Below are 24,704 nucleotides of genomic sequence, written 5' to 3' on the forward strand. Positions count from 1 at the left end.
TTGATCAAAATTTGTGCTATATTCCGCGCCCGCGATTTCCCTGCACACCAGAACCGGTCACTGACATGCAAGCAGCCAAGCCACTCTACGACTATCCCAAGTACTGGGCCGAATGCTTCGGACCAGCGCCGTTCCTGCCCATGAGCAGGGAGGAGATGGATCAGCTCGGCTGGGATTCCTGCGACATCATCATCGTGACCGGTGATGCCTACGTCGACCATCCCTCCTTCGGCATGGCCATCATCGGCCGCCTGCTGGAAGCCCAGGGCTTTCGCGTGGGCATCATCGCCCAGCCGAACTGGCAGTCGAAGGACGACTTCATGAAGCTCGGCGAGCCGAACCTGTTCTTCGGCGTCGCGGCCGGCAACATGGACTCGATGATCAACCGCTACACCGCGGACAAGAAAATCCGCTCCGATGACGCCTACACTCCCGGTGGCATGGCCGGCAAGCGGCCCGATCGCGCCAGCCTGGTGTACAGCCAGCGTTGCAAGGAAGCCTACAAGCACGTGCCGATCGTCCTCGGTGGCATCGAGGCCTCCCTGCGCCGCATCGCCCACTACGACTACTGGCAGGACAAGGTCCGTCATTCGATCCTGGTCGATGCCAGCGCCGACATCCTGCTGTTCGGCAACGCCGAACGCGCGGTGGTCGAGGTGGCCCAGCGCCTGGCCAATGGCGAGAAGATCGAGAGCATCACCGACGTGCGCGGCACGGCGTTCATCCGTCGCGACACGCCCCAGGGCTGGTACGAGATCGATTCGACCCGCATCGATCGCCCTGGCAAGGTCGACAAGATCATCAACCCCTACGTCAACACCCAGGACATGGACGCCTGCGCCATCGAGCAGGCCAAGGGCGAGGTCGAGGACCCGAACGAGGCCAAGGTGGTGCAGATCCTCGACAGCCCGCGCATGACCCGCGACAAGACGGTGATCCGCCTGCCGTCGTTCGAGAAGGTGCGCAACGACCCAGTGCTCTACGCCCATGCCAACCGCGTGCTGCACCTGGAGACCAACCCGGGTAACGCCCGTGCCCTGGTGCAGAAGCATGGCGAGGTGGACGTCTGGTTCAATCCTCCGCCCATTCCCATGAGCACCGAGGAAATGGACTACGTGTTCGACATGCCCTATGCGCGCGTGCCGCACCCGGTGTATGGCAAGGAGCGCATCCCGGCCTACGAGATGATCCGCTTCTCGGTGAACATCATGCGGGGCTGCTTCGGTGGCTGTACCTTCTGCTCGATCACCGAGCACGAGGGGCGGATCATCCAGAACCGCTCCCACGAATCGATCATCCGCGAGATCGAGGAGATGCGCGACAAGGTGCCGGGTTTCACCGGGGTCATCTCCGACCTCGGTGGGCCGACCGCCAACATGTACCGCATCGCCTGCAAGAGCCACGACATCGAGAAGCACTGCCGCAAGCCGTCGTGCGTGTTCCCTGGCATCTGCGAGAACCTCAACACCGACCACAGTTCGCTGATCGAGTTGTACCGCAAGGCTCGTGCCTTGCCGGGGGTGAAGAAGATCCTGATCGCCTCGGGCCTGCGCTACGACCTGGCCGTGGAATCGCCGGAGTACGTCAAGGAACTGGTGACCCACCACGTCGGCGGCTACCTCAAGATCGCCCCGGAGCACACCGAACGTGGCCCGCTGGACAAGATGATGAAGCCGGGCATCGGTACCTACGACCGCTTCAAGCGCATGTTCGAGAAGTTCTCCAAAGAGGCGGGCAAGGAGCAGTACCTGATCCCGTACTTCATCGCTGCGCACCCGGGCACCACCGACGAGGACATGATGAACCTCGCCCTGTGGCTGAAGAACAACGGCTTCCGCGCCGACCAGGTGCAGGCGTTCTATCCCTCGCCGATGGCCTCGGCCACGGCCATGTACCACTCGGGCAAGAACCCGCTGCGCAAGGTCACCTACAAGAGCGAAGGGGTGGACATCGTCAAGAGCGAGGAGCAGCGCCGGTTGCACAAGGCGTTTTTGCGCTACCACGATCCGAAGAACTGGCCGCTGCTGCGCGAGGCCCTGCAGCGCATGGGCCGTGCCGACCTGATCGGGCCTGGCAAGCATCAGTTGATCCCGCTGCACCAGCCGCAGACCGACCACTACCAGAGTGCCCGGCGCAAGAATTCGACGCCGGCGGGTAGCCACAAGGTGGGCAAGGAGCAGAAGATCCTGACCCAGCACACCGGCCTGCCTCCGCGCGCCAGCGATGGCAGCAAGCCGTGGGACAAGCGTGAGAAGGCCAAGGCCGAGGCGTTCGCCCGCAACCAGCAGGCTGCCAAGGAGCGCAAGGAAGCGGCCAAGGGCGGCAAGGGCAAGAAGAAGCCGCGCCAGCCAGTCATTCCGCGCTGAAGGGGGCATGTGGGGCTGCGAAGCAGCCCCCGGGTATCAGTCAGGCTTGCGGTCGACCCATTTTGGCAACACCGGCGCCTCGAACGCTTCCATCCCGTCCAGCAGCTCATCCGGCTGCTTGCCGAGCAACAGCATCGCCCGGTGCTGCGGTCGCACGAAGCCTTCCTCGACAATATGGTCGAGGAACCCACCAAGCTTTTCATAGAAGCCATTGACGTCCAGCAGCCCCAGCGGCTTGGCGTGATAGCCCAACTGCCCCCAGGTCCACACCTCGAACAGCTCCTCCAGCGTGCCCAGGCCACCGGGCAGGGCGATGAAGGCATCGCTGAGCTCTGCCATGCGCGCCTTGCGGGCATGCATGCCGTCGACCACCTCCAGGCGGGTCAGGCCGGTGTGGCCGATCTCGGCATTCATCAGGCTCTGCGGGATGATGCCGATGACCTCGCCACCAGCGGCCATGGCCGCGTCGGCCACGGTGCCCATCAGGCCGACCGCGCCGCCGCCGTAGACCAGGGTCAGGCCACGGCGGGCGATGGCCTGGCCGAGTGCGATGGCCGCCTCGCGATAGGCTGGGTTGGCGCCGATGCTGGCACCGCAGAAGACACAAACGGAACGTACAGGCATTGCTTATCTCCAGTTACATGCGTAAACAGGGTAAGGCGCATGCCTGCCGCTTCCAAGGCCAGTTTCACTCCGGGCGCGAGAATTCGTGGACGGCACCGCTCGCACCATGGGCGTAGGCGGCCAACAGACTGTTCATCAAGCTACCGAGGGACATGTTCATTGCTCCTTAATGAGAGGTTGTCTCATCGTCCGCTAAGAAGGCATGATGTGCACTTAGATTGGTTGTATACAATCCATTGAACAAATCAACTGGCTGACCACTTGACGCCCCTTGACGCACATCAGGAAGGGGCATGGCGGTTTCAGGCAGTCTCGCAATTGATAAAACCCTGCCAAGGAGATTCACGATGTTTGCGAAAGCTGTAGCGGTATCCCTGCTGACCCTCGCCAGCGCCTCTGTCTTCGCAGCCGAGTGTTCGGTGACTGTCGACTCGACCGACCAGATGTCTTACAACACCAAGGAATTCACCGTCGACAAGAGCTGCAAGGAGTTCACCGTCAAGCTGACCCACTCCGGCAACCTGCCGAAGAACGTCATGGGCCACAACCTGGTGATCAGCAAGACAGCCGACATGCAGGGCATTGCCACCGAAGGCATGACCCAGGGCATCGACAAGGGCTACCTGAAGGAAGACAACGCCGCGATCATCGCCCACACCGCGATGATCGGTGCGCCAGAGAAGGAAACCGAGGTGAAGTTCGACACCTCCAAGCTGGAAGCGGGCGGTGACTACAGCTTCTTCTGCACCTTCCCGGGCCATATCTCGATGATGAAGGGCAAGGTTATCGTCAAGTAAGTAAAGCCATGTAGGGCTTACTGGCCTCTTCGCGGGCAAGCACGCTCCCACAGGTTGACCACTGGTCTCGAGGACAGTGATGACCCTGTGGAGCGGGCTTGCCCGCGAAGCTTTTCAGGGGGCGAACGGCAGCTCGCGCTTGTGCTGGGTCTTGCGGTAGGTGGCGACGATGATGTCGAACGCCTCCTGGCTGACCGGCTCGCCATGCAGGAAGGCATCGATCTGCTGGTAGGTCACGCCATGGGATGCTTCGTCCGGCTTGCCCGGCGCCAGGTCTTCCAGGTCCGCCGTCGGCACCTTTTCCACCAGCGACTCCGGTGCGCCGAAGCTACGGGCGATGGCGCGCACCTGGTTTTTCACCAGGCCGCTCAGCGGCGCCAGGTCGCAGGCTCCGTCACCGAACTTGGTGAAGAAGCCCATCACCGCCTCGGCGGCATGGTCGGTGCCGATCACCAGGCCCTGGCGGGCGCCGGCGATGCTGTATTGGGCAACCATGCGCATGCGCGCCTTGACGTTGCCGACGACGAAGTCGACCAAGGTCGGCGAACCGCCTTCCAGGGCCTTCACCTCTCCCGCCAGGGCGCGCACTGCCGGTGCGATGTCGACGGTATGGACCTCGTCGGCCTTGATGACATCCAGGCAGGCCTGGGCGTCGTGCTCGTCGTGCTGCACCTGGTAGGGCAGGCGCACGGCGATGAAGCGGTAGCCGTCATCGCCGGTCTCGGCGCGCAATTCGTTGACGGCGCGCTGGGCGAGCAGGGCGGCGGTCAGCGAGTCGACTCCGCCACTGATACCCAGGACCAGGGTCTTGAGCCGGGCATTGGCCAGGCAGTCCTTGATGAAGGCCACGCGCCGGGCGACTTCGGCCTCGAGCGCCGCGGCGTCGGCGAACGGCGGCTGCACCTTGAGCGCTTGCGCAATCTCTCGCTGGACGGCTTGCATGGGTTACTCCTTGCTGGGGACTTTGAATACGTGACGCAGGTAGGCAACGAAATTCTCGTCGCGGCATTGGGTCTTGGCGGCCTCGTCGGAGATCTTCGCCACCGGCGAGCCATTGCAGTCGGTCATTTTAAGCACGATGCTCATCGGTGCCACACCGGGGATATCGCAGGTCAGGTTGGTGCCGATGCCGAAGCTGACGTTGATGCGGCCGCGCAGGGCACGGAAGATTTCCAGCGACCGGGTGAGGTTGAGGCCGTCGGAAAACACCAGTGTCTTGGTCATGGGGTCGATACCCAGTCTCTGGTAGTGGGCGATGGCCTTCTCGGCCCAGGCCACCGGCTCGCCCGAGTCGTGGCGCAGGCCATCGAACAGCTTGGCGAAGTACAGGTCGAAATCGCCCAGGAACGCATCCATGGTGATGCAGTCGGTCAGGGCGATGCCCAGTAGCCCGCGGTACTCGCGGACCCAGCAGTCCAGGGCGGCGATCTGGCTGTCGATCAGCCGCGGGCCGAGCTGCTGGTGGGCCATGATCCATTCATGAGCCATGGTGCCCAGTGGCTTGATATCCAGTTTCCATGCCAGGTCGACATTGCTGGTGCCGACGAAGCGCGCCGGGAAGTCGTCGCGCAGGACCCGCACCACCTCCTCCTGGACCCGGCTGGAGAAGCGCCGGCGTGTGCCGAAGTCGGCGACTTGCAGTTCGGCCAGCTCGTCGTCGCTGGCGTGGGCGCGCAGCCAGTCGAACTTGCGGTACAACTGGTCACGGGCCTCGGCCAGGCGCATGCGCGGATGCAGGTGGCGGTTGCGCACCTCGCTGATGATCGCCAGCAACGGCACCTCGAACAGGATCACATGCAGCCAGGGGCCGCGCAGGCGCAGGCACAGCTGGTCGTTCTCGATCCCCAGGTGCAGGTAGCGCAGGTTGAAGCGGAACAAGCCGAGAAAGCGCAGGAAGTCTGGCTTGAGGAAGCTGATGCGTTCGAGAAAGGCCAGTTGGCCGTCGTCCAGGGTCAGCTCGCCGAGCCGTTCGACCTGGGTGCGGATCTCGTCCAGGTAAGGGCGCAGGTCCTCGCCGTTGCGGCAGCGAAACTCCCATTCCACGTCGGCGTCCGGGTAGTTGTGCAGCACCGCCTGCATCATCGTCAGCTTGTAGAAGTCGGTGTCGAGCAGGTTATGCACGATGCGCTCGGCGAATGCGCTCACGCTCATGGGCAGGCTCCAGGTCGGTGGCGCTCGCTGGAACGGCGCAAGCGCGGGGTTGGCAGCCATTGTGCCAGCCTTTTGCGTGGAGCGTGCAGATGAGCCCTTTGCGCTGGCTGGGCTGGCCCATTCGCGGGCAGGCCCGTTCCCACATACCCGTTGCGCGACAGCGCAGCCCAGGTCGTTTCGCCATGCACCAGCTAGGCTCTAAACGGTGCCGCCTGTAGCAGTTGCGCACCAGTTGTGTGCAGTTCGGTGACGTCGGCTGTTACAGGTTGGTTGCACGTTAACACTTGCCAGGGTTGCAATGATGGCACTCGATGGTTGCTCCTTTCCTCCTTGCTGGGTGGCGCCTGCTGTGTGGCAGACGGTTGCACGCTCAATAAAGAAAAGGCCGTCGGTCGCCTTTTGCCTGCCTTTCCCTGGCGTTTTCCTACAAGACAAAACCAATGGCACGGCCCTTGCTCGGAGCACAGGGCTGAGAAGTTGTAGTGCCAATCAAAAAAACTCTAGGAGCACCACCTCATGTCGCAGACGTTTTACAAGAAAGGTTTCCTGGCTCTGGCCGTAGCTTCGGCACTGGGTGTTTCTGCGTATGTTCAGGCCGACGTCAAGATCGGCGTCGCAGGCCCCATGACCGGGGCCAACGCAGCGTTTGGCGAGCAATACATGAAAGGTGCCCAGGCGGCGGCCGACAAGATCAACGCCGCCGGTGGGGTCAACGGCGAGAAAATCGTCCTGGTGAGGGGGGACGATGCCTGTGAGCCGAAGCAGGCCGTGGCGGTGGCCAACCGCTTGGTCGATCAGGAGAAGGTCGTCGGGGTGATCGGCCACTTCTGTTCCTCGTCCACCATCCCGGCCTCGGAGGTCTACGATGAAGCCGGCATCATCGCCGTCACCCCCGGCTCCACCAACCCGCAGGTGACCGAGCGCGGCCTGTCGGCGATGTTCCGCATGTGCGGCCGCGACGACCAGCAGGGCATCGTCGCCGGCGACTACATCGTCGACGTGCTCAAGGGCAAGAAGGTCGTCGTGCTGCACGACAAGGACACCTACGGCCAGGGCCTTGCCGACGCGACCAAGGCCCAGCTGGAGAAACGCGGCGTCAAGCCGGTGCTGTATGAAGGCCTGACCCGTGGCGAGAAAGACTTCAGCGCCGTGGTCACCAAGATCCGCGCTGCCGGTGCCGATGTCGTCTACTTCGGTGGCCTGCACCCGGAAGCCGGCCCGCTGGTGCGCCAGCTGCGCGAGCAGGGCCTGAAGGACATTCCGTTCATGTCCGACGATGGCATCGTCACCGACGAACTGGTGGCCACTGCCGGCGGCCCACAATACACCAACGGTGTGTACATGACCTTCGGCGCCGACCCACGCCTGCTGCCAGACAGCAAGGCGGTGGTCGACGAGTTCCGCAAGGGCGGCACCGAGCCTGAGGGCTACACCCTGTATGCCTACGCTTCCCTGCAGGTGCTGGCCGCAGCCTTCAACGGCGCCAAGTCGAACAATGGCGAGGATGCCGCCAAGTGGCTCAAGGCCAACTCGGTCAAGACCGTCATGGGCGAGAAGAAATTCGATAGCAAGGGCGACCTGACCGTCTCCGACTACGTGGTCTACCAGTGGGATGCCAACGGCAAGTACCACCAACTGGAAAAACAAAAATAACAAAGGCACAAGCCCGGGCAGGTGCCCGGGCCGCTGCCCCTGCGGTACCCGTTCCTACTCGTAGATCTGCACCAGTTCTGCGCTGCGAGGGCCGCGTCATTCCAGGCCCGCCGTGGTCGGCGCTCGTGCAATCTCAATCAGGTGAGATTGCGTTATGGATGGTATTTTCCTGCAGCAACTGATCAATGGGCTGACCCTCGGGTCGGTCTATGGTCTGATCGCCATCGGCTACACAATGGTCTATGGCATCATCGGCATGATCAACTTCGCGCACGGCGAGGTGTATATGATCTCCGCGTACCTCGCGGCGATCAGCCTGGCATTGCTGGCTTATTTCGGTATCGAGTCGTTTCCGCTGCTGATGCTGGGAACCTTGTTGTTCACCATCGTCATCACCGGCGTCTATGGCTTCACCATCGAACGCATCGCCTACAAGCCCCTGCGTAACTCCACCCGCCTGGCGCCGCTGATCAGCGCCATCGGCATCTCGCTGATCTTGCAGAACTACGCGCAGATCAGCCAGGGCGCCCGCCAGCAAGGCGTGCCGACCCTGCTCGAAGGCGCCTGGCGCGTCGAGGTGGGCACAGGCTTCGTGCAACTGACCTACACCAAGATTTTCATCCTGGTCGCGGCCTTCGTCGGCATGGCCCTGCTCACCTACGTGATCAAGTACACCAAGCTCGGACGCATGTGCCGTGCCACCCAGCAGGACCGCAAGATGGCCTCGATCCTGGGGATCAACACCGACCGGGTGATCTCCTACGTGTTCGTCATCGGCGCGGTGATGGCCGCCCTGGCTGGCGTGCTGATCACCATGAACTACGGCACTTTCGACTTCTATGCCGGCTTCATCATCGGTATCAAGGCGTTCACCGCCGCGGTGCTCGGCGGTATCGGCTCGCTCCCTGGCGCCATGCTGGGCGGGATCGTCCTGGGGATTTCCGAGTCGCTGTTCTCCGGTTTGATCAACTCCGACTACAAGGATGTGTTCAGCTTCTCGCTGCTGGTGCTGATCCTGATCTTCCGTCCCCAAGGCCTGCTGGGTCGCCCGCTCGTGGCTAAGGTGTGAACATGTCCGCTGCCAATATTGCTTCTTCCGGTTTCGACATCAAACGCAGCCTGCTGGAAACCGTCGTCGCGGGCTTGCTGGCCCTGATCGTGTTCGGCCCCGTGGTCGGGGTGGTGCTCGATGGCTACAGCTTCAATGCCGAACCCACCCGTGTGGCCTGGCTGGTCGGCGGGGTGATGGTGGGGCGCTTCTTGCTCAGCCTGTTCTTCCAGAGCGGCACTGGCCGGCACATCCTGCACGGCTTCGAGAGTGGCGGTTCGGGCGTGCACGTGCGGGCGCCGGACTACAAGTCGCGACTGCGTTACATCATCCCCCTGCTGATCGTGGTCGCCATCGTCTTCCCGGTTTTCGCCAACAAGTACCTGCTGACCGTGGTCATCCTCGGCCTGATCTACGTGCTGCTGGGCTTGGGCCTGAACATCGTGGTCGGCCTGGCCGGGCTGCTCGACCTGGGCTACGTGGCCTTCTACGCCATCGGCGCCTACGGCCTGGCGCTGGGCTACCAGTACCTGGGGCTCGGCTTCTGGAGCGTGCTGCCGCTGGCGGCGATCGCGGCGGCGCTGGCGGGGTGCATCCTCGGGTTCCCGGTGTTGCGCATGCACGGCGACTACCTGGCCATCGTGACCTTGGGCTTCGGCGAGATCATCCGCCTGGTGCTGAACAACTGGCTGTCGTTCACCGGCGGCCCCAACGGCATGCCGGCGCCATCGCCGACCTTCCTGGGCCTGGAGTTCGGCCGTCGGGCCAAGGATGGCGGGGTGCCGTTCCATGAGTTCTTCGGCATCGACTACAACCCCAACCTGAAATTCCTGTTCATCTACGTCGTGCTGTTCCTGGTGGTGCTGGCGGTGCTGTACATCAAGCACCGGCTGACCCGCATGCCGGTGGGGCGCGCCTGGGAAGCCCTGCGCGAGGACGAGATCGCCTGCCGTTCCATGGGCCTGAACCATGTGCTGGTCAAGCTCTCGGCCTTCACCATCGGCGCTTCCACCGCAGGCCTGGCCGGGGTGTTCTTCGCCACGTACCAGGGCTTCGTCAACCCGTCGTCGTTCACCTTCTTCGAGTCGGCGCTGATCCTGGCCATCGTCGTACTCGGCGGCATGGGCTCGACCGTGGGCGTGGTGATCGCGGCGTTCGTGCTGACCGTGGCGCCGGAGCTGCTGCGCAGCTTCTCCGAGTACCGGGTGCTGCTGTTCGGCGTGCTGATGGTGCTGATGATGATCTGGCGACCGCGTGGGCTGATCCGCATCAGCCGCACCGGTGTGGTCCCGCGTAAAGGAGTGGCGCCATGAACGACGAAGTCATTCTCTCGGTCGACAACCTGATGATGCAGTTCGGCGGCATCAAGGCGCTCAGCGATGTCAGCCTCAAGGTCCGGCGCAACCAGATCTTTGCCCTGATCGGCCCCAACGGTGCCGGCAAGACCACGGTGTTCAACTGCTTGACCGGCTTCTACAAGGCCAGTGGCGGGCGCATCGAGCTGAATGTGCGCGGTACCCGTACCGACGTCATCCAGTTGCTCGGCGAGCGCTTCCAGGTGGCGGACTTCGTGTCGCCGGCGCGTTTCGCCAACCGCTTGTACTACAAGATGTTCGGCGGTACTCACCTGGTCAACCGCGCGGGGCTGGCACGCACCTTCCAGAACATCCGCCTGTTCAAGGAAATGTCGGTGGTGGAGAACCTGCTGGTGGCCCAGCACATGTGGGTCAACCGCAACCTGCTGGCCGGCGTGCTCAACACCAAGGCCTACCGCAAGGCCGAGAGCGATGCCCTGGACCACGCGTTCTACTGGCTGGAGGTGGTGGACCTGGTCGACTGCGCCAACCGCCTGGCCGGCGAACTCTCCTACGGCCAGCAGCGCCGCCTGGAGATCGCCAGGGCCATGTGCACGCGGCCGAAGATCATCTGCCTGGACGAGCCGGCCGCCGGCCTCAACCCCCAGGAAACCGAGGCCCTGAGCCGCATGATCCGCGTGCTGCGCGACGAGCACGACATCACCGTGGTGCTGATCGAGCACGACATGGGCATGGTCATGAGCATCTCCGACCATATCGTCGTGCTCGACCACGGCAAACTGATCGCCGAGGGCGCGCCACAGGAGATCCGCAACAACCCGACGGTGATCGCCGCCTACCTGGGTGCCGACGAAGAGGAACTGGTATGAGTGCACCCATTCTCGAACTGAAGGATCTGGACGTGTTCTACGGGCCGATCCAGGCATTGAAGAAAGTCAGCCTGCACATCAACGAAGGCGAGACGGTGAGCCTGATCGGCGCCAATGGCGCCGGCAAGTCGACCCTGCTGATGTCGATCTTCGGCCAGCCACGGGCGGCGTCCGGGCAGATCGTCTATCGCGGCACCGACATCACCCGCAAGTCGTCGCACTTCATCGCCTCCAACGGCATCGCCCAGTCGCCGGAAGGGCGCCGGGTGTTCCCCGACATGACCGTCGAGGAAAACCTGATGATGGGCACCATCCCTATCGGCGACAAGCACGCCGACGAGGACATGCAGCGCATGTACGAGCTGTTCCCGCGGCTCAAGGAGCGGCGTAACCAGCGTGCCATGACCATGTCCGGCGGCGAGCAGCAGATGCTCGCCATCGCCCGTGCGCTGATGAGCCGGCCCAAGCTGCTGCTGCTCGACGAGCCCTCGCTGGGGCTGGCGCCGATCGTGGTCAAGCAGATCTTCGCCACCTTGCGCGAACTGGCCAAGACCGGGATGACCATCTTCCTGGTGGAGCAGAACGCCAACCATGCGCTGAAGCTGTCCGACCGGGCCTACGTGATGGTCAACGGGCAGATCCGCATGACCGGGACGGGGCATGAACTGCTGGTCAACGAGGAGGTGCGTAACGCCTATCTGGGCGGGCATTGATTGCGTTCGATACGGGGGCCGCTTCGCGCCCCCGGCTGTTCATGGCCATGTGGACAACTTGTCGCACAACTCACACGAAGCACACTAGGATCGCCTCGCAAGTCATTGTTTCCACAGGCCCGAATTTTCCACGGAAAATGTGGAACCGGCTGTGGAAAACATGGTGGCATATCGCTCTAGCCCTTGATATACCTGCCCTGTAGCCTGCTGGTCATCTTTTGATCAAAGTTCCCATGTGGATGATTTCACTGCGTTTTCCGGATCATGCGCACGTATTTCCAGTGCCGTCGATTCCTGTGGATAACTCTGTGTGAAAGCCTTGGACAGACCGCTGCAGGCGGCATCCTTGAAAGCGTTGCGCCATCACTCGACCATCGTTGCCCAGCGCTCCGATGAAAAAGGGTTCCAGCGACCCGACGAGTTGCCCCCAATCCGTGGGGAAAGCCCTGTGGATAAGATGCGTATAGCACGCGTCAGCCCCTCTACCACAAGGGTTCTACCATGCTGTTCATTTATTGGGCAGTACCATCGACGACTTGCTGGCAACGCCGGTGGCGGGCATGCTTCAAGACCTGCCGAGGCAATTCACAGCACAGCGAAGGAGAACAGCATGACGTCCACCGTATTCATCACTGGCGCGACTTCCGGGTTCGGCGAGGCCGCCGCCCGCCGTTTCGCCGAAGCGGGCTGGAAGCTGGTGCTCACCGGCCGGCGCAAGGAGCGCCTGGACGCCCTGTGCGCCGAGCTGTCGGCCAAGACCGAGGTGCATGGCCTGGTGGTCGATGTGCGCGACCGCAAGGCCATGGAGCAGGCCATCGCCAACCTGCCGCCGGCCTTCGACACGCTGCGCGGCCTGGTCAACAACGCCGGCCTCGCCCTGGGCGCGGAGCCGGCGCAGAACTGCGACCTGGACGATTGGGAAACCATGGTCGACACCAACATCAAGGGCCTGATGTACACCACCCGCCTGCTGCTGCCACGGCTGATCGCCCATGGCCGTGGCGCGACCATCCTCAATGTCGGTTCGGTGGCGGGCATCTACCCCTATCCGGGCAGCCATGTGTACGGCGGCACCAAGGCCTTCGTCGGTCAGTTCTCCCTGAGCCTGCGTTGCGACCTGCGCGGCACGGGCGTACGGGTCAGCAATATCGAGCCTGGGATGTGCGAGAGCGAGTTCTCCCTGGTGCGCTTCGGCGGCGACCAGGCGCGCTACGACGCGACCTATGCCGGTATCGAGCCGATCCAGCCGCAGGATATCGCCGAGACCATCTTCTGGATCCTCAACCAGCCGGCGCATATCAACATCAACAGCCTCGAGCTGATGCCGGTGAGCCAGGATTGGGCGGGGTTTGCGATCGATCGGTCGGCCAAGGGGTGAATTCAGGGGGCGCGTCGCGAACGCTTCAGCCCAGCTGCCGCAAGCTTTCCAGGCAGGTCGCCAGGTGATAGGGCGTGGTCGACGGCATGTCATGCCGGCTGACCGCGCCGTTGCCATCGCGGCACTCGTGCCAGCCGCCTGGATGCAGGAAGCGCGTTTCCAGCGCCTGCAACTGGCGTAGCAACCTTTCCTCGCTACCCGGTCGAAGCGCCAGTGCCCGCAAGTACTCGGCCTGGGCCCAGATGCGCTGGGTCGGATCGGTCACATTGCCCTGCACATCCAGCATCGCCAGCACCGCCGAATCCGTCACGCCCTGTTGTTCGGCGTATGCGAAGGCGCGGGCAAGGGAGCCGTGCAACGGGCCGCCACGCAGCAGTGGCGAGGTATCGAGCAGGTAGAACCACTCGAATTGATGCCCAGGCTCGAACCAGTTATCCACAGCACCGCGGGGTTTCTCCAGCATCAGGCCGTGGGCCGGGTCGATGAAATGCACCTGCAAGGCTTCGCACAGCTGCAACAGCGCCTGTCGTACCTGCTCGTCCTCGCGTACTGCCAGCGTTTGCAGGAAGGCTTCGGCCAGATGCATCTGCGGGTTCTGCAAAGGGCCGCTGCCCAGTGCCGACCAGTCTTCGTCCAGGCTTGCCTCGTACAACCCATCATCCCGGGCGAAACGCTCGGCGACGATGCTCAGCGCCGCATTCAGCTTGGCCTCGACCAGTGGCTCGCGCACCTTGCCCCAGTAATGGGCGCAGGCGAAGACGATGAAGGCATGGGTGTAGAGGTCCTTGCGCCGGTCGAGGGGCTGGCCTTCGGCATCGATGCTGTAGAACCAGCCGCCGTGCTCGGCATCATGGAAATGCCGTTGCAGCGAGCGGAACAGCGCTGCGGCCCGCTCGGCCGCGCCCGGCTGCTCGATGCGACTGCTGAACAGGTACAGTTGGCGGGCGCAGGCCATGGCCCGGTAGCGCTGCACCGGCAGTGGCCGGTGCTGACCGTCGAGCGCCTCGTAGGGCAGGGCCATCTCGGCATTCCAGCCAGGGCCTTGCCACAAGGGCACGATACGCTCGGCGAAATGCTGGCGGAAACGGGCCACGTAGGGGCGTAGCTCGGGCGGGGTGGGGCGGGGGTCGGACATGGGGCGTGCTCGTCGCAATCGGGCAGTGCGTCATGGTAGCAGCTAGCGGCAAGCTGCAAGCTGCAAGCTGCAAGAAAAAGCATGCCTGCGCAGATTTTGATTTTTGCTTTTACTTACAGATCCCCGCTGTGCTTACCCCGGGTTACCGAGGCCCTGCCAATGCCGCGCGCCGACGAAGATGAAACGCAGCTGCTGGGTGATCTTTTCCTGGGGCGTAAGCGCTTGCGGGTCGTCGGGGCCTGGGCTGTCGATCAGTTCCGGCAGGGTGGCGAACACCGTCTTGACCACCAGGTCGGCCATCACCGCCAGGGCGGCGGCATCCAGGTGCTGCCAGCGGGGCATGCGGGCGAGGTCGGTGGCCAGGTCGGCGCTGATGTCCTGGCGCAAGCGGGCGATGGCCTGGCGCACCGCCTGGGAGCCGCCGTACTGCTCGCGGGCGAGGAACAGGAACTGGGCGCGGTGGGCGGCGACCACATCGAGGAAGATGCGTACCGAGGCGTCGGTGATGCCGCCCAGCTCGAATTCGTTTTGCCGCACCAGACGGATGGTTTGGCGGAAGGTCGCGTCGACCTCGGCGACCAGGGCAAGGCCCAGCGCGTCCATGTCGGGGAAGTGTCGGTAGAAACCGGTGGGCACGATGCCGGCGGCCTTGGCCACTTCGCGCAGGCTGATGCTGCCGAAGCCACGGCCGCTCTCCATGAGCTGGCAGGCGGCATCCAGCAGGGCCTGGCGTGTCTGTAGCTTCTGTTCGGCGCGCGGCAGCATGGGGCGGGCTTCTGTGGTTGTACGGCTGGGCATTCTGGATAAAAAAACGAAGCCCGGTCAATGGACCGGGCTTGGGGGAGAGCAGGTGCTGCGCGGCGGGTTGTTGTTCTTGGCCATGACGATCAGCTCATGCGGCTGATTTCGATCAGGCGGTCGGAGCCCCCTTCGGCGACACGGTTGTTGCGTTCGATCAGGCGGTCGGAGCCACCCTCGGCGACACGGTTGTTGCGCTCGATCAGGCGATCGGAGCCCCCTTCGGCGACACGGTTGTTGCGCTCGATCAGGCGGTCGGAGCCCCCTTCGGCGACACGGTTGTTGCGCTCGATCAGGCGGTCGGAGCCCCCCTCGGCGACGCGGTTGTTGCGTTCGATCAGGCGGTCGGAACCCCCTTCGGCGACGCGGGCGGCACGTTCCTGCAGACGATCAGCGCCACCCTCGGCCAAGGTCTTCAGCGGTTGGGCGATTTCGGCCGAGCTGGTACGGGACTCGGCGCTCAGGTGCTGTTCTTCGGCTGGCAGGGCGAAGGCATTGGCGGCCAGGATGGACAAGGTCAGGCTCAGCAGCAGGTGGCGTTTCATGATATCGGTGCTCCTCTGGGGGGCTGGAAAGTGGGTACGAAGCCAATGCTACGCTCGGTAACGCCAGAGAAAAGTTCATACGGATAATGGTGACAATCGACCGCGTTGATACAGGGTCGTGAAGGCTCTAAGGCAAGGCTGGCAGAGGATTTGAAGGCAATGTGCTAGCAGGTTTTTCAGCTGACGCCGGATCTGTTTCTCGGCCAGAAACTGAGAAAGGGGTCAGGAAAGTCGTCATTCCAGGGGTGGTGAATTAAACCCAGCGGACTTTCATCAGTCCGACATAATGTGTGCCATCGTCACGCCCGCTTTGTGCCATGTCGTCGTCAGGAGAATCACGCAATGATGCGTCCCGTCAGAATCCTCACCTGGAGCCTCGCCAGCCTGTTGACCCTGTTGGCGATACTGGTGGTGGTGATCGCCACGTTCGACTGGAACCGCATCAAGCCGCTGCTCAACGAGAAAGTCTCCGAGGCCCTGCACCGGCCGTTCGCGATCAACGGCAACCTCGCCGTGCAGTGGCGTACCGAGCCGCAGGAGGGTGGTTGGCGGGCCTGGGTGCCCTGGCCGCACTTCATCGCCGAAGACCTGACCCTGGGCAATCCAGACTGGCTGAAGACGCCGCAGATGGTCGGCCTGGAGCGCGTGGAGTTCCGCCTGTCGCCCGTGCCTCTGGCGTTCCAGCAGATCGTCATCCCGCGCATCGACCTGACCAAGCCCACCGCCAGCCTTACCCGCCTGGCCGATGGCCGGGCCAACTGGACCTTCGACTTCGGGCCCGAGGACGAAAATGCCGAGCCGTCCAAGTGGGTGCTGGACATCGGCGCCATCGGCTTCGACCAGGGCAACGTCAGCTTCGACGACCAGATCCTGAAAACCAGCATGAAGGTGCAGATCGACCCGCTGGGCAAGCCGATCCCGTTCAGCGAGATCGTCGGCAAGGCCAGCGCCGAGAAGGCCGGGGGCGCCCAGGACTATGCCTTCGGCCTCAAGGCCCAGGGCCGCTACAAAGGCCAGGCGGTGTCCGGCACCGGCAAGATCGGTGGCCTGCTGGCGCTGCAGGATGCCAGCCAGCCGTTCCCGCTGCAGGCCGACGTGCGCATCGGCGACACCCGGGCGGCCCTTGCCGGTACCCTGACCGACCCACGCAACCTCGGCGCGCTCGACCTGCGCCTGCGCCTGTCCGGCAGCAGCCTGGGCAACCTGTATCCCCTGACTGGCGTGACCTTGCCGGACACGCCGGCCTATTCCACCGACGGCCACCTCACCGCCAACCTGCAGGACCCGGACGGCGCGCGGTTCCGCTACGAAGGCTTCAACGGCAAGATCGGCGACAGCGACATCCATGGCGACCTGGCCTTCGTCGCCAGCCAGCCGCGGCCGAAGCTCGCCGGCAACCTGGTGTCCAACCAACTGCTGTTCAAGGACCTGGCCCCGTTGATCGGCGCCGACTCCAACGTCGAGCAGAAGGCCCGTGGTGGCGCCAGCAAGCAGCCGGCAGGCAAGGTCTTGCCGGTGGAGGAGTTTCGCACCGAGCGCTGGCGGGCGATGGATGCCGACGTTACCTTCAGCGGCAAGCGCATCGTGCACAGCGAGCAACTGCCGTTCAACGACCTGTCCGCCCGTGTCTTGCTCGAGGACGGCCTGTTGCGCCTGGAGCCGCTGCGCTTCGGCGTCGCCGGGGGCAACCTCAATGCCAACATCCGCCTGGACGGTCGCACGGTGCCGATGCAAGGCCGCGCCCGGCTGACCGCCCGGGGCTTCAAGCTCAAGCAACTGTTCCCCAGCTTCGCGCCCATGCAGACCAGCTTCGGCGAACTCAACGGTGATGCCGACCTGGGTGGGCGCGGTAATTCGGTGGCGGCCCTGCTCGGCACCTCCAATGGCGACCTGCGCCTGCTCATCAACGATGGCGCCATCAGCCGGGGCCTGATGGAAATCGCCGGGCTCAACGTGGGCAACTATGTGATCGGCAAGTTGTTCGGCGACGAGGAGGTGAAGATCAACTGCGCGGCGGCCGACGTGGGCATCAAGGATGGCCTGGCGACCACGCGGTTGTTCGTCTTCGATACCGAGAACGCGATCATCCATGTCGACGGTACGGCCAACTTCGCCAGCGAGCAGTTGGACTTGAAGATCACCCCCGAATCGAAGGGCGTGCGCTTGTTCTCGCTGCGTTCGCCGTTGTACGTGCGTGGGCCGTTCGCCAAGCCCAGCGCCGGGGTGCAGGCGGTGCCGCTGGCCCTGCGAGGCGCCGGGATGGTGGCGCTGGGCGTGGCGATCGGCCCTGCGGCAGGGCTACTGGCACTGATCGCGCCGAGTGGGGACGAGCCGAACCAGTGCACGCCGCTGCTCGAACAGATGCAGGCCGGCAAGGCGCCGGCGGCGGTGAAGGGGCGCAAGTAGCTTCGGGCAGGGGGCTGGCAAACGCTGGGGCCGCACAGCGGCCCCAGTGGATCACAAGCCTTTGAGCAGGTCCGCCATGTCGTCGGCGTGCTCTTCTTCCTGGGCCAGGATGTCTTCGAAGATGCGCCGGGTGGTCGGGTCTTTCTCGCCGATGTACTGGATGATCTCGCGGTAGCTGTCGATGGCGATGCGCTCGGCCACCAAGTCCTCCAGGACCATCTCTTTCAAGGTACTGCCCGCGACGTACTGGGCGTGGGCGTTCTTGCTCAGGTTGTCCGGGTTGAAATCCGGCTCGCCACCGAGCTGGACGATGCGCTCGGCCAGCTTGTCGGCGTGCTCGGCCTCCTGGTTGGCATGCTCGAGGAACTCCTCGGCGGCGACGCTGGCCTTGATGCCGCTGGCCATGAAGTAGTGGCGCTTGTAGCGCAGGGTGCAGACCAGCTCGGTGGCCAGCGATTCATTGAGCAGGCGCAGGATCCTGTCGCGATCGGCACTGTAGCCCTCGGTCACGGCGCCTTGCTCGACATGCTGGCGGGCGCGCTCGCGCAGGGTCTGCACATCGGTCAGTTCGGTAGCGTTCATGTTCATCTCCGAAAGGATCAGGGTGGTCACGGGGTGTCAGGGAGGGCTCACGCGCCGGGTACGGCCTCGCGGTCCTCTTCTCGTTGCTGGCAGGTCTTGAAGCCCTTGGCATCGACATGGCCGGTGGCGTCGAAGCGTACGTAGTAGGGCTGCTGGTGGCCGTCGCGGTTGAGGATGTAGTCGTTGCAGGTGCCGCCATGGGGCAGGTCGCTCACCTTCGACGGGCTGCCGCCGATGGCGATGACCTTCTGCATGGTCATGCCGTTCTCGACCTGCTTGACCAGCGGCTCGTCGCGGTAGGTGACGTAGTCCACCGGGTTTTCCGGGCGGCTGCCGCAGGCGGCCAGGGTCGCGCCCGCCAGAAGGATTGCCAGGGTCTGCTTGTACATGGTCCCGCTCCTTGCTCAGGGTCTGTTCTGGTTGGAACCGCATGGCGCGCCAGGAGTTCGATTGCGATGCCTGGCCCCGGCCCTGTAGTGTTGGCCGACTGACCAAGGAGAGGGAGAGGCCATGAACCAGGACCTGGCCACGCGCTACCCACTGGTGCTGGTACCGGGCATGCTCGGTTTCGTGCGGGTGCTGCTCTATCCGTACTGGTATGGCATCGTTCCGGCGCTGCGCCGGGGTGGAGCGCAGGTATTCCCTGTGCAGGTGTCGCCGCTGCATGCCAGCGAAGTCCGTGGCGAACAGCTGCTGGCGATCATCGAGGACATCTGCCGGCGGACCGGGGCCGAACGGGTCAACCTGATCGGCCACAGCCAGGGGGCCCTCAGCGCCCGCTACGCGGCGGCGAAGAGGCCCGACCGGGTGGCGTCGGTGACCTCGGTGGCCGGGCCCAACCAGGGCTCGGAGCTGGCCGACTACCTGGCGCACAAGGCCCCGGGCGACTCACCCCAGGGGCGGATACTCAAGGCTGTGCTGCATGGCCTTGCGGTGTTGCTGGTATGGCTGGAAACCGGCTGGCGGCGCGAGCCGCTGCCGATCGACGTGCACGCCTCGCACCAGTCCCTCACTAGCGCCGGCGTGGCCCTGTTCAACCAGGCTTATCCACAGGGCCTGCCGACCTCCTGGGGGGGCGAGGGCCCGGCCGAGGTCGATGGCGTGCGCTATTACTCGTGGTCCGGCACCCTGCAACCGGGGCGTACCGACCAGGGGCGCAACCGCTTCGACGGCAGCAACCGCTTCTGCCGGTTGTTCGCCCGCACCTTCACGCGCGAGAAGGGCCAATGCGACGGCATGGTCGGGCGCTACAGCTCGCACCTGGGCCAGGTCATCGGCGACGACTATCCGCTCGACCACCTGGACATCGTCAACCAGTCCCTCGGCGCGGTGGGCAAGGGCGCCGACCCGGTGCGGCTGTTCACCGAGCACGCTGCACGGCTCAAGGCCGCAGGCTTGTAGGGAGATGTAAAAATTCTTGTCTACACTCTGCACGACGACCGTGCAGCGGGCACGGAGACAAGGAGACCACTCCATGAAAGTGCTGCAAGTGCCGTTGTTGGTGTTGGGTGTGTTGATCAGCGCGCAGGGATTCGCCGCCACCGCCCAGCAGGAAAAGATGAAGACCTGCAATGCCGAAGCCACCGAACAGGCCCTGAAAGGGGATGAACGCAAGGCGTTCATGAGCAAGTGCCTCAAGGTCACCCAGCAGGAGAAGATGAAGACCTGCAACGCCAACGCCACTGCCAAGGCCCTCAAGGGCGATGAGCGCAAGGCGTTCATGAGCGACTGCCTGAAGAAGAAGTGAGCTGCGCCGAGTCACTATGTTTGTAGGACGAAGGCTGGCAGACTGCGGGTCTTTTCTGTTGTCTGCCGTTGAGGCTGTATGACCTTCACCCCTCGCCAGATCACCCTGGCCAGTTGGATCATCGTGCTTGCCGGCCTGCTGCTGGCGCTCCCCCTGAAGTTGCTGCCCAGCCTGCTGGCCGGCCTGCTGGTGTTCGAGCTGGTCAACATGCTCACCCCCAGGCTGCAGCCGTTGATCGCCGGCCAGCGTGCGCGCTGGTTGGCCGTGGCCCTGCTCGGCACGCTGGTGGTCAGTACCCTGACCTTGGTGTTCGCCGGTGCCTTCAGTTTCCTCCTGCACGAGGCCGAGAACCCCGGTGCTTCGCTGGACAAGTTCATGGCCCTGGTGGAGCGGGCGCGCGCCCAGTTGCCGCCGTTCATCGACGGCTACCTGCCGGCCAGCGCTGCGGAGTTCAAGGTGGCCATCGGCGACTGGCTCAAGAGCCACCTGGGCGAGCTGCAACTGGTGGGCAAGGGCATGGCGCACATGTTCGTCACCCTGCTGATCGGCATGATCCTCGGTGCCATCGTCGCCTTGCAGCGCATTCCCGACATATCCCGGCGCAAGCCCCTGGCCGCGGCGCTGTTCGAGCGCCTGAGCCTGCTGGTGCAGGCGTTTCGCAACATCGTCTTCGCCCAGATCAAGATTTCCCTGCTCAACACCTTCTTCACCGGCATCTTCCTGGCGGTGGTGTTCCCGTTGTTCGGGGTGCACCTGCCGCTGACCAAGACCTTGATCGTGCTGACTTTCCTGCTGGGCCTGTTGCCGGTGATCGGCAACCTGATGTCCAACACCCTGATCACCATCGTCGGGCTGTCCCTGTCGATCTGGGTGGCGGTGGCCGCCCTGGGCTACTTGATCGTGATCCACAAGGTCGAGTACTTCCTCAATGCGCGGATCGTCGGCGGGCAGATCAGTGCCAAGTCGTGGGAGTTGCTGTTGGCGATGCTGGTGTTCGAGGCGGCATTCGGCTTGCCGGGCGTGGTGGCGGGGCCGATCTACTATGCCTACCTCAAGAGCGAGCTCAAGCGTGCCGAGCTGGTCTGAAGTGGCGACTCCACTGGCCTAATGCTGTTCACTTAAGCCATTGGGGCCGCCTTGCGGCCCTTCGCGGGCAAGCCCGCTCCCACAAGTACGCTGCAAATGCACGATCCTGTGGGAGCGGGCTTGCCCGCGAAGGGCTGCAAGGCAGCCCCAATCGATGTCACATCAGACTTAAGTGAACAGCATTACCCCACCGGCCTGCTTTTACTTGCAGCTTGTGGCTTGTAGCTAGAAGCTTCAGAGCGCGCCGTAGCGTTTGCGGGCTTCGATCGCCAGGCCGCTGCCGATGCTGCCGAAGATATTGCCTTCCACGTGGCGGGCGTTGGGTAGCATCGCCGCGACGCTGTTGCGCAAGGCCGGGATGCCGCTGGAGCCGCCGGTGAAGAACACCGTGTCCACCTGGCTTTCGCGCACGCCGGCCTTGGTCAGCAGTTCGCCGACGCTGCCACGCACACGCCCCAGCAGCCCCTCGATGGCATCCTCGAACAGCGCACGGGTCAGGTCCACACCCAGCGCCGGTTCGATGCGGCCCAGGTCGATGTGCCGGCGCTCCTGTTCGGTCAGCTCGATCTTGCTGGCCTCCACTTCCATGGCCAGCCAGTGCCCGGCACGCTGCTCGATCAGCTTGAACAGGCGATCGATACCCAGGGTGTCCTCGATGTCGTAGCGCATGCTGCCCAGGGCCAACTGGGATTTTTGCGAATACAGCGCGTTGATGGTGTGCCAGGTGGCCAGGTTCAGGTGGTAGCTGGTGGGCATCAACGCCTGGCTTTTCATCCGGCTGCCGTAACCGAACAGCGGCATCACGCCTTGCAGGCTCAACTGCTTGTCGAAGTCGGTACCGCCGATGTGCACGCCGCCAGTGGCGAGGATGTCGCTGTGGCGCTCATCGAGCAGGTGACGCTCGGGCGACAGGCGGATCAGCGAGAAGTCCGAGGTACCACCGCCGATGTCGACGATCAGCACCAGTTCCTCACGGTCGATGCCCGACTCGTAGTCGAACGCCGCGGCGATCGGCTCGTACTGGAACGAAACCTCCTTGAAGCCGACCTTGCGCGCCACCTCGGCCAGGGTGTCCTCGGCCTCCTGGTCGGCGGTCGGGTCTTCGTCGACGAAGAACACCGGGCGGCCCAGCACCACCTCGTCGAAGCTGCGGCCGGCATTGGCCTCGGCGCGTTTCTTCAGCTCGCCGATGAACATGCCCAGCAGGTCCTTGAACGGCAGGGCGGTGCCCAGCACGCTGGTGTCGTGCTTGATCAGCTTGGAGCCGAGCAGGCTCTTGAGCGAGCGCATCAGGCGTCCTTCGTAGCCCTCCAGGTATTCGTGCAGGGCCAGGCGGCCGTATACCGGACGGCGTTCCTCGATATTGAAGAAGACCACCGAGGGCAGGGTGATCTTGCCGTCTTCCAGGGCGATCAGCGATTGCACGCCGGGGCGGTGCCAGCCGACCGTGGAGTTGGAGGTGCCGAAGTCGATGCCCAAGGCACGGGCCGGGGATACGTCAGACATGGGGGGGAAGGCTTCCGGAGGCAAAACGGCCGCGCAGTTTATGCCAGTGGCCAGCAGAATCAAGACCGATCGTCTGCTCTGGAGCAACCCCAAGCAGGCCTTGAAAGGCTATGCTTGACCCTTATCTTCAGATGCAACGCACACATTCTGAACGGTGATCCCCTAGATGGACTTCAAAGACTACTACAAGATACTCGGCGTCGAGCCGACGGCGGACGAGAAGGCGATCAAGACCGCCTACCGCAAGCTCGCGCGCAAGTATCACCCCGACGTCAGCAAGGAGCGCGACGCCGAGGAGAAATTCAAGGAGGCCAACGAGGCCTACGAAGTGCTGGGCGATACACAAAAGCGCGCCGAGTACGACGAGATCCGCAAGTACGGCGGCCAGCACGGCCGGCCCTTCCAGGCACCGCCGGGCTGGGAGGCCCGTGGGGCTGAGGGTGGCTTCGAGGCAGGGGATTTCTCGGAATTCTTCAGTTCGATCTTCGGTGCCCGGGGCGGCAACCCCTTCGGCCGTGGTCAGCAACGCAGCGCGGGCAGGCGAGGGCAGGACGTGGAACTGGAGCTGGCGATCTTCCTCGAGGAAACCCTGAGCAAGGAGTCCAAGCAGATCAGTTTCCAGGTGCCGCAGACCAACGCCGCTGGCCAGCGTACCGGCTTCACCACCAAGACCCTCAACGTGCGTATCCCTGCCGGGGTCACCGATGGCGAGCGTATCCGCCTCAAGGGCCAGGGGGCGCCGGGCGTCGCTGGCGGGGCCAACGGCGACCTGTTCCTGACCATCCGCATGGCACCGCACCCGCTGTTCGATGTCGAAGGTCATGACCTGATCATCACCGTGCCCCTGGCGCCTTGGGAGGCTGCCCTGGGCGCCAAGGTGGAGGTGCCGACCCTCACCGGCAAGATCAACCTGACCATCCGCCCCGACAGCCAGAGCGGCCAGCGCCTGCGGGTCAAGGGCATGGGCCTGGCCAACAAGCAGGGCCAGCGTGGCGACCTCTATGCCCAGCTCAAGGTGGTCATGCCCAGCCAGTCGGATGCGGCCGCCCGCGAACTCTGGAGCAAGCTCGCCGAGAAGGCTGCGTTCAATCCGAGGACACAATGGAGTAGTTGATCATGAGCAGCACCCTGATCGTTCAACTGGACATGCGAACCCTCTGTCAGGAGGCCGACCTCACGGCCGACTGCGTGATCGAAATCGTCGAGCACGGCATCGTTGAACCTTCGGGGCGAACGCCGGAGGACTGGTTGTTCGACGACCAGGCACCCTGGCTCGCCAAGCGTGCGGCCAAGCTGCACGAGGAGCTGGAGCTGGAATGGGAAGGCGTGGCGCTGGCGCTGGAGCTGCTGGAAGAGGTGCAGCAACTGCGCAGCGAGAACAGCATGCTGCGCCAGCGGTTGGGCAGGTTCATCCAGATGTGAGCGGATTGGGGCCGCCTTGCGGCCCTCGCCTCAGCGCTTGGGTTCGGCCCCCGGGTCGAGCATCAGTTGCATGAAGGTCAGGTCCAGCCACTTGCCGAACTTCACCCCTACCTGCGGCATCTGCCCTGTCACCACGAACCCCAGCCGCTCATGCAGGCGGATCGACGCCGCGTTGCCGCTCTCGATGGCGGCGACCATCACATGCTTGCCACATGCCCGCGCCCGCTCCACCAGCGCCTGCATCAGCAGCGGCCCCAGGCCCTTGCCGCGCTGGTCATCGCGGATGTAGACCGAGTGCTCCACGGTATGCCGAAAACCCTCGAACGGCCGCCAGTCGCCGAACGAGGCGTAGCCCAGCACGCCACTGTCATCCACCGCCACCAGGATCGGGTAGCCCTGCTGCGCCCGGGCCTCGAACCAGGCCTGGCGGTTGGCCAAATCGACCGGCGTTTCGTTCCAGATCGCCGTGGTGTTGCGCACGGCGTCGTTGTAGATGTCGAGGATCCCCGGCACGTCGTCGGGCAGGGCGTCGCGGATTACGTGGTTCATGACAGCGTCTCGC

At 64.0% G+C, this 24,704-nt stretch carries 24 protein-coding genes; 14 read left to right on the forward strand and 10 right to left on the reverse strand.

Annotated features, from left to right (window positions below):
* Positions 1-65 precede the first annotated feature (65 nt).
* Entirely contained in the window at positions 66-2,366 is a 2,301-nt protein-coding gene (locus tag NJF35_RS08645) for a YgiQ family radical SAM protein (RefSeq protein WP_225788964.1), read from the forward strand.
* Between the two features lie 36 nt (positions 2,367-2,402).
* Here NJF35_RS08645 and NJF35_RS08650 read toward each other — a convergent pair whose 3' ends face one another.
* A complete protein-coding gene (locus NJF35_RS08650; protein ID WP_225788965.1) occupies positions 2,403-2,990 on the reverse strand; it encodes a TIGR00730 family Rossman fold protein in 588 nt (195 codons plus the stop codon).
* Between the two features lie 347 nt (positions 2,991-3,337).
* Here NJF35_RS08650 and azu point away from each other — a divergent pair, with 347 nt between their 5' ends.
* A complete protein-coding gene (gene azu, locus NJF35_RS08655; protein WP_225788966.1) occupies positions 3,338-3,787 on the forward strand; it encodes an azurin in 450 nt (149 codons plus the stop codon).
* A 114-nt stretch (positions 3,788-3,901) separates the two neighbouring features.
* Here azu and nadE read toward each other — a convergent pair whose 3' ends face one another.
* Together nadE and pncB are read right to left on the reverse strand one after the other, a co-directional pair.
* Positions 3,902-4,729 carry an ammonia-dependent NAD(+) synthetase gene (gene nadE, locus NJF35_RS08660; RefSeq protein WP_225788967.1) on the reverse strand — a complete coding sequence of 276 codons (828 nt, stop codon included), beginning with the start codon at positions 4,727-4,729 and terminating at the stop codon, positions 3,902-3,904.
* Positions 4,730-4,732: 3 nt separating this feature from the next.
* Positions 4,733-5,938 carry a nicotinate phosphoribosyltransferase gene (gene pncB, locus NJF35_RS08665; protein WP_225788968.1) on the reverse strand — a complete coding sequence of 402 codons (1,206 nt, stop codon included), beginning with the start codon at positions 5,936-5,938 and terminating at the stop codon, positions 4,733-4,735.
* A gap of 516 nt (positions 5,939-6,454) precedes the next feature.
* On the opposite strand from pncB, the gene NJF35_RS08670 reads away from it, so the two are divergent.
* The 6 genes from NJF35_RS08670 to NJF35_RS08695 all read left to right on the forward strand — a co-directional run bounded on the left by NJF35_RS08670 (position 6,455) and on the right by NJF35_RS08695 (position 12,915).
* Positions 6,455-7,591, forward strand: a complete 1,137-nt coding sequence (locus NJF35_RS08670) for a branched-chain amino acid ABC transporter substrate-binding protein (protein ID WP_225788969.1) — start codon at positions 6,455-6,457, stop codon at positions 7,589-7,591.
* Between the two features lie 154 nt (positions 7,592-7,745).
* Entirely contained in the window at positions 7,746-8,660 is a 915-nt protein-coding gene (locus NJF35_RS08675; RefSeq protein ID WP_225788970.1) for an ABC transporter permease subunit, read from the forward strand.
* 2 nt (positions 8,661-8,662) lie between these two features.
* Complete coding sequence (gene livM / locus NJF35_RS08680) at positions 8,663-9,952, forward strand: high-affinity branched-chain amino acid ABC transporter permease LivM (protein WP_225788971.1); 1,290 nt, start codon at positions 8,663-8,665, stop codon at positions 9,950-9,952.
* Positions 9,949-10,824: an ABC transporter ATP-binding protein gene (locus NJF35_RS08685; protein ID WP_225788972.1), complete on the forward strand. Its 876-nt coding sequence runs from the start codon at positions 9,949-9,951 to the stop codon at positions 10,822-10,824. The genes livM and NJF35_RS08685 overlap by 4 nt, the downstream gene beginning before the upstream one ends.
* On the forward strand, positions 10,821-11,537 hold the full coding sequence (locus tag NJF35_RS08690) for an ABC transporter ATP-binding protein (RefSeq protein ID WP_225788973.1): 717 nt from the start codon (positions 10,821-10,823) through the stop codon (positions 11,535-11,537). The genes NJF35_RS08685 and NJF35_RS08690 overlap by 4 nt, the downstream gene beginning before the upstream one ends.
* A 610-nt stretch (positions 11,538-12,147) precedes the next feature.
* Positions 12,148-12,915, forward strand: a complete 768-nt coding sequence (locus tag NJF35_RS08695) for an SDR family oxidoreductase (protein ID WP_225788974.1) — start codon at positions 12,148-12,150, stop codon at positions 12,913-12,915.
* A gap of 25 nt (positions 12,916-12,940) precedes the next feature.
* On the opposite strand, the gene NJF35_RS08700 is transcribed toward NJF35_RS08695, so the two are convergent.
* From NJF35_RS08700 to NJF35_RS08710, 3 genes are all read right to left on the reverse strand, one after another.
* Positions 12,941-14,050, reverse strand: coding sequence for an AGE family epimerase/isomerase (locus tag NJF35_RS08700; protein WP_253090954.1), 1,110 nt, complete (start codon positions 14,048-14,050; stop codon positions 12,941-12,943).
* Positions 14,051-14,182: 132 nt separating this feature from the next.
* Positions 14,183-14,815, reverse strand: a complete 633-nt coding sequence (locus NJF35_RS08705) for a TetR family transcriptional regulator (protein WP_225790595.1) — start codon at positions 14,813-14,815, stop codon at positions 14,183-14,185.
* A 122-nt stretch (positions 14,816-14,937) separates the two neighbouring features.
* Positions 14,938-15,393: a phage infection protein gene (locus tag NJF35_RS08710; protein WP_225790596.1), complete on the reverse strand. Its 456-nt coding sequence runs from the start codon at positions 15,391-15,393 to the stop codon at positions 14,938-14,940.
* Between the two features lie 342 nt (positions 15,394-15,735).
* On the opposite strand from NJF35_RS08710, the gene NJF35_RS08715 reads away from it, so the two are divergent.
* Positions 15,736-17,799 carry an AsmA family protein gene (locus NJF35_RS08715; protein ID WP_225790597.1) on the forward strand — a complete coding sequence of 688 codons (2,064 nt, stop codon included), beginning with the start codon at positions 15,736-15,738 and terminating at the stop codon, positions 17,797-17,799.
* 51 nt (positions 17,800-17,850) lie between these two features.
* On the opposite strand, the gene NJF35_RS08720 is transcribed toward NJF35_RS08715, so the two are convergent.
* The gene (locus NJF35_RS08720; protein WP_225790598.1) at positions 17,851-18,381 is read right to left on the reverse strand and encodes a bacterioferritin; all 531 of its coding nucleotides are present in this window, start codon (positions 18,379-18,381) and stop codon (positions 17,851-17,853) included.
* 47 nt (positions 18,382-18,428) lie between these two features.
* Positions 18,429-18,770: an osmotically-inducible lipoprotein OsmE gene (gene osmE / locus NJF35_RS08725; RefSeq protein ID WP_225790599.1), complete on the reverse strand. Its 342-nt coding sequence runs from the start codon at positions 18,768-18,770 to the stop codon at positions 18,429-18,431.
* Between the two features lie 121 nt (positions 18,771-18,891).
* On the opposite strand from osmE, the gene NJF35_RS08730 reads away from it, so the two are divergent.
* From NJF35_RS08730 to NJF35_RS08740, 3 genes are all read left to right on the forward strand, one after another.
* Entirely contained in the window at positions 18,892-19,782 is an 891-nt protein-coding gene (locus NJF35_RS08730) for an esterase/lipase family protein (RefSeq protein WP_225790600.1), read from the forward strand.
* 73 nt (positions 19,783-19,855) lie between these two features.
* A complete protein-coding gene (locus tag NJF35_RS08735; RefSeq protein WP_225790601.1) occupies positions 19,856-20,128 on the forward strand; it encodes a PsiF family protein in 273 nt (90 codons plus the stop codon).
* Between the two features lie 78 nt (positions 20,129-20,206).
* Entirely contained in the window at positions 20,207-21,214 is a 1,008-nt protein-coding gene (locus tag NJF35_RS08740) for an AI-2E family transporter (RefSeq protein ID WP_225790602.1), read from the forward strand.
* 234 nt (positions 21,215-21,448) lie between these two features.
* On the opposite strand, the gene NJF35_RS08745 is transcribed toward NJF35_RS08740, so the two are convergent.
* Positions 21,449-22,720 carry an Hsp70 family protein gene (locus NJF35_RS08745; RefSeq protein ID WP_225790603.1) on the reverse strand — a complete coding sequence of 424 codons (1,272 nt, stop codon included), beginning with the start codon at positions 22,718-22,720 and terminating at the stop codon, positions 21,449-21,451.
* Between the two features lie 166 nt (positions 22,721-22,886).
* Between NJF35_RS08745 and cbpA the strand changes: the two genes are divergently transcribed.
* Positions 22,887-23,834, forward strand: coding sequence for a curved DNA-binding protein (gene cbpA, locus NJF35_RS08750; RefSeq protein ID WP_225790604.1), 948 nt, complete (start codon positions 22,887-22,889; stop codon positions 23,832-23,834).
* A gap of 2 nt (positions 23,835-23,836) precedes the next feature.
* Positions 23,837-24,142 carry a chaperone modulator CbpM gene (locus NJF35_RS08755; protein WP_225790605.1) on the forward strand — a complete coding sequence of 102 codons (306 nt, stop codon included), beginning with the start codon at positions 23,837-23,839 and terminating at the stop codon, positions 24,140-24,142.
* Positions 24,143-24,172: 30 nt separating this feature from the next.
* On the opposite strand, the gene NJF35_RS08760 is transcribed toward NJF35_RS08755, so the two are convergent.
* Positions 24,173-24,691 (reverse strand): GNAT family N-acetyltransferase, encoded by a 519-nt coding sequence (locus tag NJF35_RS08760; protein ID WP_225790606.1) that lies wholly within the window; start codon positions 24,689-24,691, stop codon positions 24,173-24,175.
* Positions 24,692-24,704: the final 13 nt, after the last annotated feature.

It is taken from the genome of Pseudomonas guariconensis, from assembly GCF_024127895.1.
Classification (GTDB): domain Bacteria; phylum Pseudomonadota; class Gammaproteobacteria; order Pseudomonadales; family Pseudomonadaceae; genus Aquipseudomonas; species Aquipseudomonas guariconensis_B.

Coding starts and splice junctions, on each gene's coding strand:
- NJF35_RS08650 (WP_225788965.1), bottom strand. CDS start 2,990: ATGCCTGTACGTTCCGTTTGTGTCTTCTGCGGTGCCAGCATCGGCGCC.
- NJF35_RS08705 (WP_225790595.1), bottom strand. CDS start 14,815: ATGCTGCCGCGCGCCGAACAGAAGCTACAGACACGCCAGGCCCTGCTG.
- NJF35_RS08710 (WP_225790596.1), bottom strand. CDS start 15,393: ATGAAACGCCACCTGCTGCTGAGCCTGACCTTGTCCATCCTGGCCGCC.
- NJF35_RS08760 (WP_225790606.1), bottom strand. CDS start 24,691: ATGAACCACGTAATCCGCGACGCCCTGCCCGACGACGTGCCGGGGATC.
- NJF35_RS08685 (WP_225788972.1), top strand. CDS start 9,949: ATGAACGACGAAGTCATTCTCTCGGTCGACAACCTGATGATGCAGTTC.
- azu (WP_225788966.1), top strand. CDS start 3,338: ATGTTTGCGAAAGCTGTAGCGGTATCCCTGCTGACCCTCGCCAGCGCC.
- NJF35_RS08745 (WP_225790603.1), bottom strand. CDS start 22,720: ATGTCTGACGTATCCCCGGCCCGTGCCTTGGGCATCGACTTCGGCACC.
- NJF35_RS08735 (WP_225790601.1), top strand. CDS start 19,856: ATGAAAGTGCTGCAAGTGCCGTTGTTGGTGTTGGGTGTGTTGATCAGC.
- NJF35_RS08695 (WP_225788974.1), top strand. CDS start 12,148: ATGACGTCCACCGTATTCATCACTGGCGCGACTTCCGGGTTCGGCGAG.
- NJF35_RS08690 (WP_225788973.1), top strand. CDS start 10,821: ATGAGTGCACCCATTCTCGAACTGAAGGATCTGGACGTGTTCTACGGG.
- NJF35_RS08700 (WP_253090954.1), bottom strand. CDS start 14,050: ATGTCCGACCCCCGCCCCACCCCGCCCGAGCTACGCCCCTACGTGGCC.
- livM (WP_225788971.1), top strand. CDS start 8,663: ATGTCCGCTGCCAATATTGCTTCTTCCGGTTTCGACATCAAACGCAGC.
- NJF35_RS08740 (WP_225790602.1), top strand. CDS start 20,207: ATGACCTTCACCCCTCGCCAGATCACCCTGGCCAGTTGGATCATCGTG.
- NJF35_RS08755 (WP_225790605.1), top strand. CDS start 23,837: ATGAGCAGCACCCTGATCGTTCAACTGGACATGCGAACCCTCTGTCAG.
- NJF35_RS08645 (WP_225788964.1), top strand. CDS start 66: ATGCAAGCAGCCAAGCCACTCTACGACTATCCCAAGTACTGGGCCGAA.
- cbpA (WP_225790604.1), top strand. CDS start 22,887: ATGGACTTCAAAGACTACTACAAGATACTCGGCGTCGAGCCGACGGCG.
- NJF35_RS08715 (WP_225790597.1), top strand. CDS start 15,736: ATGATGCGTCCCGTCAGAATCCTCACCTGGAGCCTCGCCAGCCTGTTG.
- osmE (WP_225790599.1), bottom strand. CDS start 18,770: ATGTACAAGCAGACCCTGGCAATCCTTCTGGCGGGCGCGACCCTGGCC.
- NJF35_RS08730 (WP_225790600.1), top strand. CDS start 18,892: ATGAACCAGGACCTGGCCACGCGCTACCCACTGGTGCTGGTACCGGGC.
- NJF35_RS08720 (WP_225790598.1), bottom strand. CDS start 18,381: ATGAACGCTACCGAACTGACCGATGTGCAGACCCTGCGCGAGCGCGCC.
- pncB (WP_225788968.1), bottom strand. CDS start 5,938: ATGAGCGTGAGCGCATTCGCCGAGCGCATCGTGCATAACCTGCTCGAC.
- NJF35_RS08675 (WP_225788970.1), top strand. CDS start 7,746: ATGGATGGTATTTTCCTGCAGCAACTGATCAATGGGCTGACCCTCGGG.
- nadE (WP_225788967.1), bottom strand. CDS start 4,729: ATGCAAGCCGTCCAGCGAGAGATTGCGCAAGCGCTCAAGGTGCAGCCG.
- NJF35_RS08670 (WP_225788969.1), top strand. CDS start 6,455: ATGTCGCAGACGTTTTACAAGAAAGGTTTCCTGGCTCTGGCCGTAGCT.